Source organism: Bradyrhizobium sp. 147, from assembly GCF_023073935.1.
GTDB lineage: Bacteria > Pseudomonadota > Alphaproteobacteria > Rhizobiales > Xanthobacteraceae > Bradyrhizobium.
In genome coordinates this window covers 1-19,156 of the sequence record NZ_JADPKL010000061.1, presented here as the reverse complement: position 1 = coordinate 19,156, position 19,156 = coordinate 1, and the positions used below count along the sequence as shown (strand labels likewise).

The following is a 19,156-nucleotide window of genomic DNA, read 5'->3' as shown; positions in this document are numbered from 1 at the left end:
CGCTCACCTCCTGAGCTAGACTGCGTCACGGCTGGTGACGACTTTTTTCTTGGGACGAGTGGGGAGCATCTGATGAACGAGAATGAAATCCGCAATCTGATCGCGGAGGTGAAGCAAGGCACGCTGTCGCGACGCTCGTTCATCCAAAGGGTAGCCACGATCGGAATCACAGCGCCGATCGCGAGCCAGATCCTGGTCTGGCACGATGTGGCGATGGCGGATGCCACGCTGCCGTACAAGCCGACCAAGGCGGGCGGCGGCGGCCCGCTCAAACTCCTGCTCTGGCAGGCTCCCACTTTGCTCAATCCGCATTTCGCGAGCGGCACCAAGGACCAGATCGCCTCGCGCGTCTTCTTTGAGCCGCTCGCCGGCTGGGACAAGGACGGCAATCTCATCCCCTGCCTTGCCGCCGAGGTTCCAACCAAGGCGAACGGCGGCCTCGCAGCGGATGGCATGAGCGTGATGTGGAAGCTCAAGCAGGGCGTCAAATGGCATGACGGCAAGCCTTTCACCGCTGACGACGTCGTCTTTACCTGGCAGTACGCCGCGGATCTCGCAACCGCCGCCTACACCACGGGCTCCTACAAGGACATCAAGGTCGAGAAGATCGACGACCACGCAGTCAAGGTGACCTTCAAGGCGCCGACGCCGTTCTGGGCCGACCCGTTCGTCGGCTCAGTCGGTCAGATCCTGCCAAAGCATCATTTCGGCGACTATGCCGGCGCCAAGTCGCGCGAAGCGCCCGGCAATCTGAGGCCGGTCGGCACAGGGCCCTACAAGTTCGTGGAGTTCAAGCCGGGCGACATGATCCGCGCCGAACGCAATCCCGACTATCACGTCAAGAACCAGCCGCATTTCGACACGCTCGAGGTCAAGGGCGGTGGCGACGCGGTGTCCGCGGCACGCGCGGTGCTGCAGACCGGCGAATACGACTATGCCTGGAACATGCAGGTGGAGGAGGAGGTGCTCAAGCGCATGGAGGCGAGCGGAAAAGGCAGGGTCGACGTCACCGTGTCCGGCAATGTCGAGTTCATCATCCTCAACACGACCGACCCGTGGACCGAGGTCGACGGCGAGCGCTCCAGCGTCAAGACCAAGCACCCGACGCTGTCCGATCCGGCCGTGCGCCGCGCGATCAACTTGCTGATCGACCGCGAGTCGATCCAGAAATTCATCTACGGTCGCGGCGGCATCGCGACCGCGAGCTTCGTCAACCAGCCTCCGCAGTTCAAGTCCAGCAAGCTCAAATACGAGTTCGACATCGACAAGGCGAACAAGATCTTGGACGAGGCCGGCTGGAAGAAGGGCGCGGACGGCATCCGCGAGAAGGACGGCAAGAAGCTCAAATACGTCTTCCAGACCTCGACCAACGCCCCGCGCCAGAAGACCCAGGCCATCATCAAGCAGGCCTGCCAGAAGGCCGGAATCGAGATCGAGCTCAAATCGGTCACCGCATCGGTGTTCTTTTCCTCCGACGTCGGCAACCCCGACACCTACTCGAAATTCTATGCCGACATGGAGATGTACAACACGACGCAGCCGCAGCCCGATCCGGAGCGGTTCTTGAACCAGTGCGTCTCCTGGGAGATCGCCAGCAAGGACAACAAATGGCTCGGCCGCAACAACTCGCGCTATTCCGATCCCGAGGCCGACAAGGCCTATAAGGCCGCGCAGAACGAGCTCGATCCGGTCAAGCGCGCCGCGCTGCTGATCAAGGTCGACGAGATCTTCTGTGAAGCCAACGTGTTCCTGCCGCTGCTCTCGCGCAACATCGTCAACGCCGGCGTCAACAACCTCATGGTCGACATCTCGGGGTGGGACACCATAACGTGGAATCTGGGGGCGTGGTATCGCAGCTGACGGGGCCCGGGTGAGCGCAAGCAACATCGTCGGCGCTCACTCACGTGTCCCGAACAAGCTGCAACGCTTTGAGCATTGTAGCGCAGAGCCGCGGCCGAGAAGACGGACAGTACGATGCGGCAAGATGGGCCCAGGCTCTGCCGCGCATCGCTGAAGTGGCTGCGTCCGGGGCACGAGAGGAGCGCAGCCATGCTCTCTCAACGTCGTCATTGCGATGATTGACGTCGCCGGTCAGATAAACGGCTTGCCGCCCGTGACGGCCAGGGTCGCCCCTGATGTGTAGCTCGAGAGCGGATCGGCGAGCATGACATAGGCGGTGGCGAGCTCGGCCGGCTGGCCGGCGCGCTGCATTGGAACCTGCTTGCCGAAGTTCTTGACCCTATCCTCCGGCATCGTCGAGGGAATGAGCGGCGTCCAGATCGGACCCGGGGCGACGGCGTTGACCCGAATGCCCTTCTCCGCCAGCATCTGGGCAAGTCCGCCGGTGAAATTCTGGATGGCTCCCTTGGTGGTGGCATAGGCGAGCAGGCTGGGGTTCGGCATGTCGGAGTTCACCGAGGCCGTGTTCACGATCGCGGCGCCCGGGCGCATATGCGGGACCGCGGCCTTGGTCAGATAGAACATCGCGTGGATGTTGGTCTCGAAGGTCCGCTGCCATTCCTCGTCGCTGATGTCGGCGATGTCCTTGAACGTGGCCTGATGAGCGGCATTGTTGACGAGGATGTCCAGGCCGCCGAGTTCCTCGATGGTCCGCCGAACGATCGTACGACAATGCTCGGGATTGCGGATGTCACCGGGTATCAGAACGGCTTTGCGTCCCTCCCGCTCCACCAGCGCCTTGACCTCGGCGGCATCCTCGTCCTCGTTCAAATAGGAGATGACGATGTCGGCACCTTCCCTCGCATAGGCGATCGCGACCGCGCGGCCGATGCCGCTGTCGCCCCCGGTGATGATCGCCTTCTTTCCAGCCAGACGACCGGCGCCCCTGTAACTCTCCTCGCCGTGATCCGGCCTGGGATTCATCGCTCGGGTCGAACCAGGCATGGGTTGCTGCTGCGCGGGAAATGGCGGCTTTGGATAATCGGTCATGCGACGGCTCCGGGAGTTTGCTCCGCTAACGGAGAGCGGTCTGAAGCGTTCCTCGCCGCTTGAGGTCTCGTCTCCGGTTCGCAGGCACGTTTTTTCGGTCTCGCAGTGCCTTTTGCGAGCTTTACTTCGTCGCTCCACCCTCTCAAAGCCAAGAGGGCCCAGGGCGGGCGACACATCGATCCCGAATTTCAATAAAGCGAAGTATCTATGTGGGAAGGGGGTTAACGGGCGGGCGGGGGTTTTGTCCGATGGGCGGCAGAGAAGCAGTCCCACCCGCAATTCGGCTTCACGATCGTCGTTGCCGACTTGTATTGGATACGAGGCGTGATGGATTTTGCTGGGCTCTACCCATCCGACCTGCCCCGAGCTCTCGCGCATCTTCGCGAAACCCGACATCATCCTTCCACTGTGTGCTTCAAGTCACAGCAGAATCACCCGCGTCCGCCTACAAAGACCAGGCATGGCCGCAAACAAGGTAACGGCGGTACGCACGAGCTGGGAGGCGATCAACAGCTGCGGACTTCTGAAGCCGCCAGGGTGAAGAACCCGGCGGCTTTTTTCTATCGCAAGGAGACGAGCGGCCGGAGCCAAGCGCCTTGCTGCCAATGTCGGTATCCAGCGCCAGCACCGATCGTCGCTATGACGGTCCCGAGCCCTTCCTGTGTTCGCGTTCTTCTTCGATCTGCCGCTCCGCTTCGAGCCAGAAGTCCAGTTCGCGGTTGGCCGGACGGCCGGCCTGCTCCCAGAGCTCGTAGGCGCGTGCCCGCACCTTGCCGCGCCGCATCATGCGGAGGAGCTTTTGCGTCAGCTCGTCGGCAAAGCTCCGGAATCGCCCGACAGTGGTTTCGTCTTTGGCGAGCGCCGCGGCTCGCGTTGCGAGCTCAATCTGGTGCTCGATCTTTTGCTGCTCGTCCACGGTGGCCACCACGCCCTGCGAATCGGTCTGCGGCGCAGCCCGTGCTGCTCAGAGCCTCAATTCATTTTTGAAAGCTCCGTTCCGCGCAGCCTCAGACGCAGCCAAAATCAGCACTTCGAGCTGAGGGGACCTGTCGCTGTTTTAGTGCCACGTCGTGTCCGCTTCCACGATCACCACTCTTATCTCGGGATCTTCGGCCGTGTTGCAGGTGCACGGCATCCCCTCACCGCACCGGCAGCCGCCCAGCTTGTCACTCCAGGCCCGGAGCGGATGGTTTGAGCAGACCCATCCCAGACCGAAGCAGAATGGGCATTTCTTGCGGGTCACAGCGTATCCGGCGTCCGCGTGGTGTTCGACTTATCCTCGTTGCGCAGCTCCTGCTCGGCAGCCTGCCAAAACTCGTCCTCACGGCCTTCGGGCTTGCCAGCTTGCTCCCACAGTCGGTGCGCGCGCTCTCTGATGTCCTGCTCGGTCGGCTCAGGCATGGGCATCTCCTGCTGTGAAGCACGGCCCCATCCTTGGGGGGTATGGGGGCTTGGAGGCGGGGCCGTGCAGACCAGCAATCGGCGGCGACGCTGGTCCGCGGATTCAAGCCGCGATCATGCGCAAGAGTTCCTTTCCTCGCGCGAGCTTCGCTGCGCGATGCGGCCGCTGCCGGAGATCGATGCGCTTTGAAGGTCATTGGTCGCGGCAGCGGGATCCGCCGCGCCATCCCAAAACCGGAAAATCAGCAGTAATTCGAGAAACTTGCCTGAATTGCGGTCAGCATTACGCGGGCGCGACCCAAATTCGGGTGCATCTTTCGGGAATATGCCCCAAGCCTTGGCCGCGACGCATGCGAGGACAAGGACATCATTGCTCTCCTGAGCCTTCCGGACTTTGCGCGTTGTTGCATCAGCCGGCTCAATGTCGGACGTCCCGAGGCCAACAAGCACCTCCGGCGCCTGATTGCAGGCAAGCTCCGCGGCAAGCAAACCAAAAAAAGCCCCGGCGGTTTCCCGCCGGGGCTCTCTGTCAGGTCGTTAGACCGAACTTACCAGTTGCGCTGAGCGCGGAGGAGCAGGGTAACGGTGTCCTGATCCTTCAGCTCGTAGAACGCGGTCGGCTTTGCGGTCGTACCGGAGGGGGTAAGGCCAACCACGCCAGAATACTTCTGGTCGAGGTGGGTCCAGGTGAGGTCAGCCGAGAACGTCAGGTTCTTGACCGGAGTCCACCGGGTGATCACACCGACCTGGCCGATGGCGAAGTCGGGGTTACAACCGGTCACACCCGCGAGGCCACCGAACACGCCGCCAGCGCCACCAACGCCGCAGATCGCGGTCTTGGCAAGCGAGCCGAACTGCGCCTGAGCGTAAGCACCGTAGATTGCGGTGTTCCAGTAGGGATCCCAGTTGTGAGTGTAAGCGCCGCGGAAGCCCCAGGTCTTAACGGTCTCCTGCTGGCTACCAGTGACGAACACGGTGTCCGGAGCACTGGCAAAGCCGATGCTCTGGTAGGCGATGCCCGAGCTGCCGAACATCGAGTAGCTGCTGCCCGCCAGATTCTGGAAGTTGTAGCGGGTCGCGCCGTCGGTGTAGACGCCCGAAATGTTGATCACGTCACCCGCACCGGTCGGGATGTTCTTGATCGACAGAGCGAGCTGAACCGCCCAACCCCATTTGTCGTCGGGGTGGCCAGTTGGCTCGGTCGCGCCGTAATAGGCAACGTGGTTGTCATGCGCGGCCACCGACGCCTGGAAGAGACCCCAGGCCTGGTCGACACGCACCATACCGACGAGGTTCGGCGAACGCGTACCGCCGATGGCGTTGGTGCCATACGCGCCACCAATGATGCCGCCCGCCGTCGCGCCGGTCATGTTGAGGTTGCCGGCATCATAGTAGGCCGCCCTATCTTCCGCCGAGAACGATGCCGTCACGCCCTGACCGAAGTCAGCGGTGTAGGTGAACTGGTTGACACCAGTGACCGTGCCGCTGCCGCCGACGAGACCGTCATAGTTGTTGCCGGGATAGTTGGTCCAGGGCGCGTCGAACTGCGACACGGCCTTACCCATGGTGAAGCCGGCGAACTGGATGAAGGCGTAGTACACGCCGAGCGAACCGCCCGAGGTACCGCCGTCGGTCGGGTTGATCGTCGAACCAACCAGCGCCGGGGTCGCACCAGAGGTGTTGAGGCCCAGCGTGCTGCTGTAGACGGTCGCGCCGGTCGCACTGCCGCTGCCAGCATAGTTACCCGTCGTCCACGAGAAGACGCCATCGAAGAAGGTGCGGACAACGCCGTACTCGGTCGCGGTGCGCGTGTCGATGTTCAGATCTTCACGAGCGCGCATCGTGTAGTAGTTCGTCAGACGGTTGCGCGAACCGTTGTTCGAGCTGAACTGACCATTATAGACCGAGTTGGTGTTCAGCGCGACTTCAGCGCGCAGGTAACCACCCAGCTTGATGCAGGTGTCAGTGCCCGGAATGTAGTAGAATCCGGCACCATACAGGGAGCAGATCTTCACGTATTCGACCGCTTTGGCCTTCACGGGGAGATCGGCTGCCTGCGCTCCGCCAACGGCGATCAGACCCGCCGCTGAACCGAGCAAAAGGCTCTTAACCAACTTCATGTTAAACCTCCAAGTTTGCTCTATAGGGAAGGTTCCGGATCCGCTGGGTGACGACACCCTAAGGTTGGTTCCCTTGTCCCTTAACTCACCGCTTAGTCGCTTCGCGCCTTCGGACACACCCGCTGAACGCGAGGGACTTAAGCGAACCACCTAGAACGGGACGACCTCGGGATGCCCCCCTCCGTCGCGGGTTGGATAAGAGCCTAAGAGCCTTGATCAATCAACGAAAGACGTCACCGTTTTGCCCTCAAGTGGATCGTTTTCGCGCCGATGTTGCACAAATATCACGCGGCCGTGAGGCGATGGTATCGGAGCAACGCTTTGATTTTGAGTGTGAATTCTGGCTTTGGCAGAGCACGTTTACGCGGAAGCTCCAAGGGGCTGTCATGACGCCACGACGGGTCGATTGAGGCGGTGCATCGGCATCTGTGCACAGGACTTCGCTTCAAACGACGTGGGTATTACGGAGATTCTCGTCCGTTGTTCATGCATTGCGTCGCCCCGATTCTCGCTCGAACAGGCCATCCGCTCGGGAACGGCGCCCCCTTTGGGGGAACCGCTGCGTCCCTCAGCTCGGTCGCACGATGAAGGTGCTGAGCGGATCGAGATGCGGCTCGCTCAGTTGCCTCAAGGCAGGTCGAAGAGGGCTACGCCGATGTTTCGGCACAGTTTGCGCCAGGATGCGCTGGCGAGATCGCTGATATTGCTTAGACCGCTGGATCGCCACGCACCGTCTGCCAACACCAAAGGATCAGCAAGCTCCCACGATCCCCATTTGCCAGATGTAGTGCCTCGCAGCGACAAGCCGGGCGTGTGCGACCCGGATCTGAGCGCTCGTTTTGCGCTAGCTTGACATTGATGAGCGACCGTTCCGGATCTATCAATGAGACATCCCTCGCGTCGAAATGTCGATCGACCAAGTCTTGGGAAATCAAATGTGTACGCTGGATTTGGTAGCGGGGGTCCGCTACATCGCTAAACCCACTATTTCGGAGGTCCTGTTTTCTTACCGGCGAGCAGCCTAACTCGGGCCGTCGGGACTTGGTAGTCCGCCAAAAGGCCGCCGATTCTTTACCTCCCCGCGCCCCATAGTCTTCCTGACGTGGCTCATTGTGCCGGGTGTCATCTACGCGTGGCGCCGGGGCCACAGGCAGCTTGCTTGTCAGGCCAGCCTTTTGATGTTTGCTGCACTCACAATTGATGCACTCGGCGCTCGTCGCTGTCTAAAGGTTGAGTACTTCGTATTCACTGATCCCTTGATCATCATCGCCGGAATGCTGCTGATGGCCCGGATCGACTTTGTGCGCTCCCATCGGGCAACGTTCCCAGTAGGCGCGACGCTGATTGCCTTGCACATCGTTGTAAGCAAGGCCGAACCTATAAAAATGCTCATCACGCAGCGGGCCGGAAAGCATTTGTGAGTGGCACCAGGAATACTTGCCAACCTCCGCCTGCCCTGGTGTGCTTCCCTATCGAGTTCGAGGCCCACCAGCACGTAAAGACTGATCGTATTCGTCTCAACTCGGACCGGTGCCGGAAACGGACGGTGCACCTCTCCAGGCCAGTCTTGCCTTTCAAAGTCAAGCGGGGCCGGTTCCATGCAGACAACAGCACCTCCCGCCGATGCCGCTTTGCGTGGATTGAAAGCCGCGCAATACGTCCGCATGTCAACGGATGCCCAGAAATACTCGATCGAGAACCAAATGGCGGCGATAGCCGCGCACGCCGCGCGGCGGCACATCAAAATTGTCCGCACTTATGCCGATGCCGGCCGCAGTGGGCTTCGCATCCAGGGACGCGCCGGGCTCCAGGATCTTATTCGGGACGTCCAGCTTGGCCGCGCCGACTACGATTGCGTGCTGGTGTATGACATCACACGATGGGGACGGTTTCAGGACGTGGATGAAAGCGCCTATTATGAGTTTATTTGCAAACGCGCGGGCGTCCGTGTCCACTACTGCGCCGATGAGTTCGAGAACGACGGGAGCTTGGCCTCCATTGTTCTCAAGAACATCAAGCGGGTCGCGGCTGCCGACTACAGCAAGCAGCTGTCAAAGAAAGTCTTCCTCGGACAGTGTCAGGTCGTAAGCCTCGGCTACTGGCGCGGCGGTCCGGCCGGCTATGGGTTGCGCCGCATGCTGCTTGACGAGCATGGTAAGCCTAAAGGGGTCCTGGAGTACGGGGAACACAAGAGCCTAAAAGCTCAGCGCACCGTGCTAGTGCCTGGTCCCGCGCCGGAGCAGAAGGTCGTGCGCCGCATCTTCAAGGCGTTCGTCGACCGGAAAAAGAGCCGAACGCAGATCGCGATCGACTTGAATGCGAACAGCATTCCCAACGCACGCGGCAAGCCGTGGACCTCGCTGACCATCAGCAACACCCTCAAGAACGAGGCCTATGCCGGGCATCTGGTTTATAACCGTCGCTCTCAGAAGCTCGGCGAAAAGCAGGTGGCCAACCCGCCTGAGATGTGGGTTCGCGGGGACAATGCCTTCAAGCCTCTCATTGCGCCACGTCTCTTCGCTAAGGCGCAGCGTCGACTTGCGCAGGTCGAGCATGGACGCGTCCTGTCCAACGCACAGATGCTCGAGCGCCTACGCACCCTGTTCCGCCGGAAGCGCCGCTTGTCGCTGAAATTGATGATGACCACAAAGAGTATCCCCCACAATAAGACCTACGCTCAACGTTTCGGATCGCTGGCGGAGGCATTCAGGCTGGTCGGCTTCGAACCCAATCCCCGCTATTGCTTTCGCGAGACCGCGGCAAAGGTGGACCGACTGATCGCCTCCATCGCCCGCGACATCATCGGCGAGGTGGAAAAACGCCGGCGCAGCATCACTTTTCTTCAAGAGCTCCGCCTGCTGACTATAAGCAGCAATGTGACTGTATCGGTCACCTTGGCGCGGGCGGTATCTGACGGAGAACAATATTCCGGACCTACTCCTCGATGGGAGGTACTAAGGCTCAAGTACAAGAAATCTGATCTCGTCCTGATCGTTAGACTTGATGCCGCCAATGAGCGGATCCAGGATTTCTTCCTGCTCCCCACAGCTAATCTGCCCAAGACAAGAGACGGACGCGTGCGAATTTCGACGCGGGTCTTTGGTCAAAGTAGGTGCCCCACATTTGCGACTGTCATCAGCGCCCTGCATCAGCGGCTGGATGGACCTCAGTGCGGCTTTGAGTTGCATGAACGCGAGGTCAGCCGCCGGTCAGCCATTCAAAACCGTGCTTCCACAACAACGCTAAGCCAGCAGAAGAGACCACGGACGCGAACGCGGCCCAAAACGCGGAGCGACTGCGCGCAGCACTGATCGACCGCAAGTACAGGAATGCCCCTAGTAGTGTGCCATAGTTCCTCCTGAAGTCTCCATTGAGCTTTGCAATCTTTGACAGCTCGGAAGTTGTCTCGATTTCATCGGCCATATGCGCTGACCCTCGTTACTGAACCAGCGCCTTATGAACCACTGTTTTGCCCGACGGATCAACCGAAAATTTCGGTATTTCAAAAATATTCTCAGGCCGGCTCTTTGGTCGTTGACCAACCTTTTGGCGTCATGCCAGGCGACGCCGCTAGGCCTAGCGGCTTGCCTCCCAGCCCGTTCGCCGGAATCTATGTCGCATGGGCACCAAGTCGCGCGAAGTCAACTGGGGCGGCCGGATCATGGGCGCGAAGATCCATGCGCAGGGTGCCCGCAAGCGTGCCCAGGAGGCCGAACGTGAGGCAGATCGTGCGGAGGCCGCAGCCTGGTCTGTGCGCATGGAGGGCTACGGCGGACCTGCCCAGCCCTCCCCAACGGTCGGTCAGTGCCTCAACGGCGGCCTTGGTTGGCTGGAGGTCGAGTGCGTCCGCTGCAAAGACGCGCGCGAGCCTGCCTCTCGACGCCATCCGCCGGCCTAAAGATACGCCGCTCTCGAAGCTGGAAGCTTCGCTGAAGTGCCGATCGTGCCGCACACCGCGATACGCGCCGCCCGCGCGCATGATCAAGTTGATCGAGGCGCGTCAAATCACGCCTTACAAGTGCGTGCATCCAACTGAAGAACGTTAGGTCGAGTTGCAAATCGGGTTAGGTGGAACCATCTGCAATCTATATTCGATCACAACCAACCAAGCCGCCATCAGCGCGCTGTTTCGCGTGATCAATCAACATGGCGGTAATTTAGCGCCGATGCTAGGCGTATTCCCGGACTACAAGGCACCCATCGTCCGGACCGGGCGCGTCGTCGATGTGAAGCAAGTCGGGCGCGGGCATCGCGTGCCACAGCGCTGCAGTGACCGACCGGTCCTTGCGCCAAAGGCGATGCCCGACATCAGCATTGGTCCGCGAGAATCCTCAACTCAGGAGCCACGAGAGGGCGCCACATGATGATGAAACCAGCCTCGTCGGTGGCGAGGAAAACCCCTGCGCGCGATCTCCTCCGGTTCGCGAGGCGCTTGACGGGAATCTGCGGCAGGATGTTTTTGTCCAACACTTCGCCTGCACCATCTCGGCGTCTGCGGAGTCCGAAGTTGCTTCACCAAATGTCTGCGGACACACACGATCCTGGCAATGCCTAAGATCCTGCTACTCGCTATTTAACCTGCTCTTCCCCCTTCTTGCTCACGTGCCAAATGTGGATGTGATAATGGGGCTTATCGAGTCCAGGATGACCGGAATTGAAGTAGGCGGTTACGTGGTCCCCCTTTCCGGCGAGGCCTTCAAGATCGAATCGTTTTCGATTCTCAAGGTCCTCGATAGGGAGCATGTAGATCGTGCTGCTCAATCTGCCGTTGCGGTCGAAAGCACGGTATGGTCCGTTCGGGAGCGTGTTGGGCTGAACGTAAAGCGCGCCGATACCGGGGAAGAAGGGCGGAAAATCTACGAGCGAGCTCACCTGCTTATATCCTATGCGCTCGCTCTTCCGTCTGTCGCTGATGTGCACCGCCACTCGTTTAGGCTTGCGCCTGTGCATGTAGATCGTGCTGCTCAATCTGCCCCTAAGGTCGAAAGCACGGTCGCTTATGTGCACCGCCAATCGATTCGGCGGACTGGGCGTGAGCGTCTCGGTTTTGCGTGCTGTCTGCGCGTTCGCCGCCAGAGGCACGGCGAGGATGGCCAGGGCCAGAAAGCCTATGGCACATACACACTTCATCATTGTTATGCCCCTACCATTGCTGCTCGAAGGCCACCCTGTACGGATATGAGATCGGTCAGCGGCCTCTCCGCTCCCGCCACCAGCGCAGGAAACCCTGAAACAAGCGTTCGCGCTCGGTGGCGGAAGGAACAATGCCCGACTGATCCAAATACCGCTCAAACTCCGCCCGCGAGTCGGCATCGGGTGTTGCCAAGGGGTGCTGCTTCAGCCAGCGTTCCGCGGGAGCGAAGCGGCTCCACCCGGGCCACACCGCCGCAAGATTGATCTGTTTCCATTTCGGGTGCCGCGCTGGACCCTCAAACTCCGAAATGCGCGAGAAGAACGCGTAAACGAACGTCTCCAAGCGTTGGTATCGCTCGCTTGTCCGAGGCGAGTTGGAAGCAATGAGGACCGAACCAACCGCAAGCGTCTCGATGCGCCCGTCAGAAGCGATCAGGTTCGGATAATCCTGGTGGGTGAAAGTCCCCGGCAGATAATCCTCTTCCAAGGATGAAGTGTATGGCACCGGAACGAGATGGAAGCCGTCCTCGCGCCCGTATCGTTCGAGCCAACGGGCGGGTTTGCCCGTGATGAACAAGGTGGCCGCAATGTCGCCGCTCCGCATGCCTTCCGCAGCTGCATTCTGATCAACATTAATTTCTGTCACTTTCACGCCCAGTCGACCGAGGATGTCCCGCGCCAAGACTTCCGTACCGCCATCCTCCTCCCCAAGGTTGACGCGTGTTCCAGCGAGGTCAGCAACAGTGCGGATCTCTGGGCGCGCAAGGATGTGGAGTTCTTCGTGGAAGAGGGGGGCGATGTAGACCAAGCTCTTCGAGATATCACCCAACTCCTTGCTGGCGCGCAGGCGCTCGAGCAGAATTGTGGGCGTAATGCCCATGTCGGCGCCCGGTAGGGTTAGCACGTCACGAACGTTCTGAATGCCGCCCTTGCCGACCATCGGCAGAATCCGCAGTGCGACCTCCCCTCTCGGACCAGTCTCCTGTCCGGTCGCGAGAACCGTCGAGATCTCATGAGCGATTGCAAAGTCAGTCGCGTTTGGGCGACCCGTCACGATCCCAACCGTATTTGAGTTAGGGGAGCGCTTGGCTTGTGCCAGGCGAGGCATGGCCTGCATTGGATAGGGCTGTATCTGTGGTTCAGCTTCAGGCTCACTCGTTCGCGCGATCGATGGCATAGCCTGATGAAACACGCAGGCCAATAGCAAGAAAACAACGATCGCCATTCGCACAGGCAGAAGCTTGTGATGCGATCTACAAGCTTTCTGGCGGTCCTCGACAATGGCAATGAAGATGCCTCTTGATCCTATTTTCATCGTACGGTCTCCGCCTAGCCCTGTCGCGTCGCATGTGCCTTTAGATCGGCCAAGCTGCCTTAGACCAATCGGGCCTGCACGTCGCGCCTCCCCGATATTTCATGACGCTTATCGTTGCCTCGATCTGCGCTCGCGCCTGTGTGATTCCACCCTCGATCAGGCAAGGTCAAAATTTGGACGCCCATACGTGGTCCGACACTCTAACGTGGGCTCATCAGCCGAATAATACCTCTTTCGAGGTATTTGCCCGACCTTCCGTGTCATGGCCGGCACGTACCTTGTGTGATGCGCCTCGTTCCCCACGCTCAAGCTCTTTCTCAAGCGCGGAAGTCATATTGGATTGAGCCGACGACGATCTGGGGTTTGAGGAATAGCTGACTCGCTGATTCCCATCGCGATCTTCGCCTCCGGCGCCATTGTGGACGGCTCCGGGTTGGCAAGGAGAATCTTCACTTTGCGGCGTTGGTCGGTGCGGCCATGTGTTCGGCCTGTTTGCGCGGTTCACGTGACCGCTGGCCATACTGCCCTCCGCGGATCAGGTCCCGATCAAAAGCACGCATTCAACGATGCCGTGGCCCGTGTGGGTTGTCCTGATCGCCGGATCGACCGGTGCTGCATTAAGTGCTGTTCGCCCTTCCAACCGTTAAGTCACACCGGCATGTCCGGCGTGATCTCGTTTTACGCCATGAGAGCGGCGGGTTCCTTGTAGCGTTCGTTCCTCGCCATTATCGCCCAGGCTATCCTGGCGAGTTTGTTGGCGAGCGCGATGGCGGCGACCTTGGTTGCTCGCCGCGCCAGCAATGCGGAGAGCCAGGGTCGATGCCCCGTTCCATGGATGTTGGCATAGCGTATCACGGCGAGTGCGCCTGCCGTGAACAGGCTGCGCAAATAGCGATCGCCCTGCTTGCTGATACTGCCAAGCTTGTCCTTGCCTCCGCTCGAGTTCTGCTTCAGCACGAGTCCAACCCAGGCCGAGAAGTCCCGACCTGATCGGAAGGCCTTGGCATCAGCAACGCTCGCGACCAGCGCCGTTGCCAGCGCCGGACCGACACCAGGAATCGCGTCCAGCCGTTTGCTCGTCGCGCTTGATCTGTGCCAGGCGATGATGCGTCTGTCGAACTCCAGGAGTTTGGCCTTCAGTGCCCGCAACTGACTGCCGAGAGCCTCAAGACACGCGCGGGCCACCTCCGGGAGCCGGCGGTCAGCTGTATCGGCGACGACTTCCAGCAGTTGCTCGACACCTCGGCGACCGACCGGGGCGACAATCCCGAACTCGGCAAGATAGGCCCGGATTGAATTGATCACGGCAGTCTGCTGGCGGATAAAGAGATGGCGCGCGCGATGCAGCATCAGACAGCTCTGTTGCTCGACCGTGTTGGTCGGCACGAACCGCATGTTGGGTCTCGTGACCGCCTGCAAATCGCCTCTGCGTCCGTGGTGTCGTTCTTCTGCCGCTTGACGTAGCGCTTCACGTACGCCGGAGGCATCAACCGCACGGTATGCCCCAACGCCTGCAGTCGCGGGACCAATAGTGGGATGACGCGCAAGCCTCGATCCCCACCAGGCATGGCGGCCAACATCTCAAAAAACGACAGCATGAGACGGCGCTTGAGTTGGCGCCGGATCACCACCTGGCCGGCTGCATCGACGCCATGCACTTGAAGACGGACTTCGAGATATCCAGACCGATCGTCGAAATTGACTGCATAGGCTGCTCCTCCGAATCGTGGGAGCCTCAAACGGCGCCCGATCCTTGGCACTCTCGTGCCCGTGGAGGAGCCGTCCACAGCATCAAAAGCGGACGTCATAATCAAGGAATGCGACTTGGCTACTTACTTACGGCTGTTAAATCTGTGGCCTGATTGCCCGACTTCTCCTCTTGTTTCATGGCGCGAGCGCGCGCGTTCGGATTGCGGCGTTCCCATCCCGAGTGCAGGCTATAACGCACGTTGGTGGGGCTAGAGTCCCGATTACCGAACGACGTAAATCGAAGGACATAAAGCCAACGCTGAATTGCAGGCGCCTGTTTCTGGCGAGAGTATTGCGGGGGCAAACGCGCGAGAGCAGTTCGCTTCCAAGCAAAGCAAGGAGAACGTCATGCAAGACAGACGGACGCTGAGAGAACTCAGTGAGAAAGAACTAGAGCAGGTCTGTGGTGGAAAATTAACAACTGCGAACCCGGGCGGGCAGCCCCACGGTGCATCGCAGATGACCACTACTTCAGGGAATGGTAATGCCCCTCCGGGCCAAAATAAAGACCTGCCCCCGGGACTCCAGTAGTCGGCGGGATCGAACGCCGATCAAGAATTCGTCCAATACAGATCCAAGGAGAATGTCATGGATACTCCGTTGAAAAAGATGGACGATTTGAGAGAGATCGCCGAAACCGAGTTGGATTTTGTCCACGGTGGCGCACCGCCGGCCCAGGGAAGCGGCAAGAATGAGGGTGACCACAAGGTAGACGTCTTCGCAGGGAATCCGCACGACCGCCCCGGCGCGAACGCCAAGTAAACACCGTAGTTTTGATCGCGAGGGTAGCCGTGCGTCCTGCGAGGAGGCACGGCCCCGGCGTCCACAATATAGGTCGCACCATGACGGCAGAATCGCGTTTCGGCAGCCGAGCTGCGCCAGACCCGAGCCGTCGATAGCGAGGTTCCTTGCAGTGCAAGTCCGCCCGCAATTGGAGGCGGCGGTGCTGACGTGGACGCGCCAGGAACGACGGATCCCGTTCTCCTATGATGATATGTTCGCAAGCGGCTCGCCTGCGGTTTCCGGCAGCAGAGGGGAGGCGCTGACCGGCGGAGTTGACAGGCCGCCTCGCTGACGACCTCGCCGCCGTGTCCATCCGTGAGCCGATTGCGCCCAGGGGCTTGCGCCGAAGCGGCTGCTCCGCGCCAGGCTTGCGCCGTACGGTCGAGCCTGTTCCGTCAGAAGCCATCCAATTTCAGCAGCATCGGCGCCAATGGGGTGACGTCGCGCTGCTGCAGCCATCGTCTACAAAATGCTGACTAAACGAAGCTCTCGGCCCTGACTTGAAGTGACTGCGAGACCGCAGCTAATCCTGCAAGCAGAGCGATCCCAATCACACGTCCAAACATGCAGTGCCCCTGTTCAGTCGGACGGTCGACACCTGAACGACAATTGCCAGTTGCATGCCAAAGATAGATCAACCTCCTTTATATTGAAGCGCGCCAATCTTAAAGAAAGCGCTGAGAGGTCCGCATCGGGCCCAAAAGCTGCTATCGGCTTGGGTCGGGCGTCGAGTCCGTTTGGGGCAGGCGCCGACAGTTCGTGTGTGTGTGTGTGTGTGTGTGTGTGTGTCCCGCTTTACCCCTCGAAAACAGACACGGACTTCGGCAAATCCGGCCGTCAACGCTGCGCGTTGGCGAACACATTTTTACTACGCCGGCCGCTCGGAGTGCGCGCAATGCGGCTCCGAGCAGCGCCCAGGTTCCGGCGTTGGCGTCGGGGTCTTCGTGCTGACGCCACGCACTCTGGACGGCAGCGACCACCCGCCGGACATAGACGTACTGTCCGAAGGACCGGCCGCCACGAAAGGCGGCTCGGAACAGATCCGGGCCGATCTCGCCACGCTTGAATGATCCCGTCCGGCCACCTAGCCAATCGCTGTCAAGCGCCAGCACGAACCCCAGCGCATTGTCGGCGACCTGCTCCACGCCGAGATCAACGAGAAGCAAGCCAGGTCGATCAAAGACCAGCTCGCCAAGGACATCGCCGACTTCCGTTCGACGGCACGCCGATCAACCAGACGCTCGTCAATGATCTCGCCGGCGGCGGCTTCATCGCACGGCAGCGCAACGTCGTTCTGGTCGGCGGCACCGGCACCGGTAAAACCCACCTCGCCATCGCCATCGCCAGAAGCTGCATCCGATCTGGTGCCCGAGGCCGCTTCTACAACGTCGTCGATCTCGTCAATCGCGTTGAGAGCGAGACCCACAACGGAAGGCAAGGACGGCTCGCCGAGCATCTGGCCCGGATCGACTTCATCGTGCTGGATGAACTCGGTTATTTGCCCTCCTCTCAGTCCGGGGAGCTTCTCTTCCAACTCGTCAGCCGGCTCTATGAGCGCGCCTCCGTCATCGTGACCACCAATCTCGCCTTCGGCGAATGGCCGAGTGTGTTCGGCGATTCCAAGATGACCACCGCGCTGCTCGACCGATTGAGCCTATCACTGCGACATTGTCGAGACCGGCAACGATAGCTGGCGGTTCAAGAGCGTCGAGCAGAAGAATGGTGCGGTCGTCCGCCGCCTCATGCTCTATGGCCGGTTCGATGGCGTCGAGACGGCGCGTATGATGGGCCGCCTCTATGCGGCCGCACGGGCTCTATGTCAACTTCTTCCAGCCGTCGTTCAAGCTGAAGGAGAAGCGTAGCGAAGGGGCTAAAGTGAACGACCGTGCATTGGCGCATCCCAAGGTGACCGCGGCCGTGAAGAAACGGCTCCGCGATCAGTATCGCTCGCTTGATCTGGTCGCACTGTTGGCGGAGATTCGCGCAACCCAAGAGGAGCTAAGCAATCGCGTCGATCATCGTGCCGGACAGGCGCGCGGCCTGCAACCCGCTCACACTAGCGCCCTGCCAGCGACCGCGGCGACGTTCGCGAAGCCGCTCGGCAAGACGGTAACGGTCGGCGAGCCGCATGGAACGCACTGGCGAACTCGTCGGCCCTATAAGACCAGAGTTCGCATGCCATCCAAGCTCGACCCGCATCTTGCTGCGATCGAAGCCTGGCTCGCAGAGCAGCCGCAGCTCACGGCTCTCGCAATTGTCGGCCGGCTGAGCGAGAAATACCCCGAGGAGTTCGGAAAGAGACAGCATTCGATTGTGCAACGTCTGCTGAGGGTGCTCAGACGGACGGCTGCCGAACGGTTGGTCGCCCAAGGCCCGCTCGGCGACGCCATGACCGCTGCCCCATTGCCCGGGGTTGCGGACGGCTCGGGCTATGTAGGGCCGACCCGCCCACAGCCCCTCTCGTCGAGCAAGCTGGGAAAACCATCTGGCGCGGCCGATCAATCGATATCCGACCGTCATTGGCAATGGTGCCATTAGGCTAACACTCGCGGATGCGGCAATACGAGCGGCCAAATTTCCAAACGATGACGTAATTGCGGTCAGCGCTCGTGGCGGGCAAGCTCCGTTATCGTCGAGCCCTCGCAATCAAATGATTCGAAGGAGCTCCCATGAAGCAGTACGTCGGGCTGGACGTCTCCCGAAGAGAAACCGCTGTGTGCATTGTCAACGAGACTGGTCAAGTAATCTTCGAAGGAAAAGCGAAGTCTAATCCTGGAGCCTTGACTGACCTGCTTCGCAAACATGCGCCTCATGCCGAGTGTGTCGGCTTTGAGACCGGGGCGATGGCGAGTTGGTTATGGCATGAACTCCGCAGGGGTGAGCTTCCGGCGGTCTGCATCGACGCTCGGCATGCGCACGCAGCTTTGTCGGTCCGTATGAACAAGAGCGATCAAAATGATGCACGAGGCCTTGCCGAACTGGTGCGGGTTGGATGGTATCGAGAGGTCAAAGTCAAAAGCGAGGAAAGCCAGAAGATCCGAGCGATCTTCGTCGCCAGATCTCGGCTCGTGTCCATGCGCCGAGACATCGAGAACCAGGTCCGCAGCTTGATCAAGGAATGTGGACTACTATTCCCTCGCGCGATCGGCCAACAGTTCGGCGACCAGGTCAGCGAACTCTTGGGCGTTGATCATTTACTTCTCAGCGTGATATCGCCGCTGCTCTCGATCCATGAGAACGTCTGTCAACAACAGGGTAAGTTCGACAACGAGGTCCGCCGGTTGGCAAAACTGGACGAGACGACGCGTCGCCTGATGACGGTCCCAGGTGTCGGCGTCGTGACGGCCCTAACGTTCCGCCACACGATCGATGACCCCTCGCGCTTCCGATCGGCTTCGACAGTCGGCGCCTACCTCGGCCTTATGCCGCGACGCAGCCAATCCGGCGAAACTGACACCAACGGAAAGATATCTCGATGGGGCGACCGGCTTCTCCGAACTTACTTGTTCGAGGCCGCCACTGTTCTTCTTTATCGAACCCAAAAGTGGTCTTCCCTCAACGCCTCGGGCATGAAGCTCGCCAAGCGGATTGGCATGAAGAAGGCAAATGTGTTTCGGCATGGAATAAGGACCCCGTTTTCGGGGTGATCGGCATCCAATCGGGACCCCGGGATAAGGGTCCACAGTGGCTTCCATCGAGTCATGGA

Annotated in this window: 13 protein-coding genes and 4 pseudogenes; 9 read left to right on the top strand and 8 right to left on the bottom strand. The window is 60.3% G+C overall.

Annotated elements, in window-relative coordinates:
* Positions 1-72 precede the first annotated feature (72 nt).
* Complete coding sequence (locus tag IVA87_RS13390; protein ID WP_247333821.1) at positions 73-1,860, top strand: peptide ABC transporter substrate-binding protein; 1,788 nt, start codon at positions 73-75, stop codon at positions 1,858-1,860.
* Positions 1,861-2,091: 231 nt separating this feature from the next.
* On the opposite strand, the gene IVA87_RS13385 is transcribed toward IVA87_RS13390, so the two are convergent.
* From IVA87_RS13385 to IVA87_RS13365, 5 genes are all read right to left on the bottom strand, one after another.
* A complete protein-coding gene (locus tag IVA87_RS13385) occupies positions 2,092-2,949 on the bottom strand; it encodes an SDR family oxidoreductase (protein WP_247307058.1) in 858 nt (285 codons plus the stop codon).
* A gap of 637 nt (positions 2,950-3,586) precedes the next feature.
* A complete protein-coding gene (locus tag IVA87_RS35360; protein ID WP_247333820.1) occupies positions 3,587-3,874 on the bottom strand; it encodes a DUF2934 domain-containing protein in 288 nt (95 codons plus the stop codon).
* 314 nt (positions 3,875-4,188) lie between these two features.
* Entirely contained in the window at positions 4,189-4,350 is a 162-nt protein-coding gene (locus IVA87_RS13375) for a DUF2934 domain-containing protein (RefSeq protein WP_247333819.1), read from the bottom strand.
* 114 nt (positions 4,351-4,464) lie between these two features.
* Positions 4,465-4,839, bottom strand: a complete 375-nt coding sequence (locus IVA87_RS13370) for a hypothetical protein (RefSeq protein WP_247333818.1) — start codon at positions 4,837-4,839, stop codon at positions 4,465-4,467.
* A 59-nt stretch (positions 4,840-4,898) separates the two neighbouring features.
* Positions 4,899-6,470, bottom strand: coding sequence for a porin (locus IVA87_RS13365; protein ID WP_247306981.1), 1,572 nt, complete (start codon positions 6,468-6,470; stop codon positions 4,899-4,901).
* Between the two features lie 1,178 nt (positions 6,471-7,648).
* Between IVA87_RS13365 and IVA87_RS13360 the strand changes: the two genes are divergently transcribed.
* The 4 genes and pseudogenes from IVA87_RS13360 to IVA87_RS35355 all read left to right on the top strand — a co-directional run.
* The gene (locus IVA87_RS13360) at positions 7,649-7,891 is read left to right on the top strand and encodes a hypothetical protein (RefSeq protein ID WP_247333817.1); all 243 of its coding nucleotides are present in this window, start codon (positions 7,649-7,651) and stop codon (positions 7,889-7,891) included.
* A 177-nt stretch (positions 7,892-8,068) separates the two neighbouring features.
* Positions 8,069-9,781: a recombinase family protein gene (locus IVA87_RS13355; protein ID WP_247333816.1), complete on the top strand. Its 1,713-nt coding sequence runs from the start codon at positions 8,069-8,071 to the stop codon at positions 9,779-9,781.
* Between the two features lie 308 nt (positions 9,782-10,089).
* A pseudogene (locus IVA87_RS13350) lies at positions 10,090-10,516 on the top strand (hypothetical protein).
* 30 nt (positions 10,517-10,546) lie between these two features.
* Positions 10,547-10,684, top strand: a pseudogene (locus tag IVA87_RS35355) (SOS response-associated peptidase); the annotation flags it as partial.
* Between the two features lie 355 nt (positions 10,685-11,039).
* Here IVA87_RS35355 and IVA87_RS13340 read toward each other — a convergent pair.
* The 3 genes and pseudogenes from IVA87_RS13340 to IVA87_RS13330 form a co-directional block, all read right to left on the bottom strand.
* On the bottom strand, positions 11,040-11,603 hold the full coding sequence (locus IVA87_RS13340) for a hypothetical protein (RefSeq protein WP_247333814.1): 564 nt from the start codon (positions 11,601-11,603) through the stop codon (positions 11,040-11,042).
* Between the two features lie 55 nt (positions 11,604-11,658).
* Complete coding sequence (locus tag IVA87_RS13335) at positions 11,659-12,918, bottom strand: TAXI family TRAP transporter solute-binding subunit (protein WP_247333811.1); 1,260 nt, start codon at positions 12,916-12,918, stop codon at positions 11,659-11,661.
* A 678-nt stretch (positions 12,919-13,596) separates the two neighbouring features.
* A pseudogene (locus IVA87_RS13330) lies at positions 13,597-14,626 on the bottom strand (IS110 family transposase).
* Between the two features lie 629 nt (positions 14,627-15,255).
* Here IVA87_RS13330 and IVA87_RS13325 point away from each other — a divergent pair.
* The 4 genes and pseudogenes from IVA87_RS13325 (at position 15,256) to IVA87_RS13310 (ending at position 19,097) form a co-directional block, all read left to right on the top strand.
* A complete protein-coding gene (locus IVA87_RS13325) occupies positions 15,256-15,429 on the top strand; it encodes a hypothetical protein (RefSeq protein ID WP_247278627.1) in 174 nt (57 codons plus the stop codon).
* 1,112 nt (positions 15,430-16,541) lie between these two features.
* Positions 16,542-17,312: pseudogene (istB, locus tag IVA87_RS13320) on the top strand (IS21-like element helper ATPase IstB).
* Complete coding sequence (locus IVA87_RS13315) at positions 17,248-17,988, top strand: hypothetical protein (RefSeq protein ID WP_247333809.1); 741 nt, start codon at positions 17,248-17,250, stop codon at positions 17,986-17,988. Before istB ends, IVA87_RS13315 begins: the two are co-directional and overlap by 65 nt.
* Positions 17,989-18,119: 131 nt before the next feature.
* A complete protein-coding gene (locus IVA87_RS13310) occupies positions 18,120-19,097 on the top strand; it encodes an IS110 family transposase (RefSeq protein ID WP_247333808.1) in 978 nt (325 codons plus the stop codon).
* Positions 19,098-19,156: the final 59 nt, after the last annotated feature.

Bases quoted from the DNA above. Each gene is read 5' to 3' on its own strand.
- IVA87_RS13365 (WP_247306981.1), bottom strand. From the start codon at position 6,470: ATGAAGTTGGTTAAGAGCCTTTTGCTCGGTTCAGCGGCGGGTCTGATC.
- IVA87_RS13310 (WP_247333808.1), top strand. From the start codon at position 18,120: ATGAAGCAGTACGTCGGGCTGGACGTCTCCCGAAGAGAAACCGCTGTG.
- IVA87_RS13375 (WP_247333819.1), bottom strand. From the start codon at position 4,350: ATGCCTGAGCCGACCGAGCAGGACATCAGAGAGCGCGCGCACCGACTG.
- IVA87_RS13360 (WP_247333817.1), top strand. From the start codon at position 7,649: ATGTTTGCTGCACTCACAATTGATGCACTCGGCGCTCGTCGCTGTCTA.
- IVA87_RS13335 (WP_247333811.1), bottom strand. From the start codon at position 12,918: ATGAAAATAGGATCAAGAGGCATCTTCATTGCCATTGTCGAGGACCGC.
- IVA87_RS13355 (WP_247333816.1), top strand. From the start codon at position 8,069: ATGCAGACAACAGCACCTCCCGCCGATGCCGCTTTGCGTGGATTGAAA.
- IVA87_RS13390 (WP_247333821.1), top strand. From the start codon at position 73: ATGAACGAGAATGAAATCCGCAATCTGATCGCGGAGGTGAAGCAAGGC.
- IVA87_RS13385 (WP_247307058.1), bottom strand. From the start codon at position 2,949: ATGACCGATTATCCAAAGCCGCCATTTCCCGCGCAGCAGCAACCCATG.
- IVA87_RS13325 (WP_247278627.1), top strand. From the start codon at position 15,256: ATGGATACTCCGTTGAAAAAGATGGACGATTTGAGAGAGATCGCCGAA.
- IVA87_RS13315 (WP_247333809.1), top strand. From the start codon at position 17,248: ATGCGGCCGCACGGGCTCTATGTCAACTTCTTCCAGCCGTCGTTCAAG.
- IVA87_RS13340 (WP_247333814.1), bottom strand. From the start codon at position 11,603: ATGATGAAGTGTGTATGTGCCATAGGCTTTCTGGCCCTGGCCATCCTC.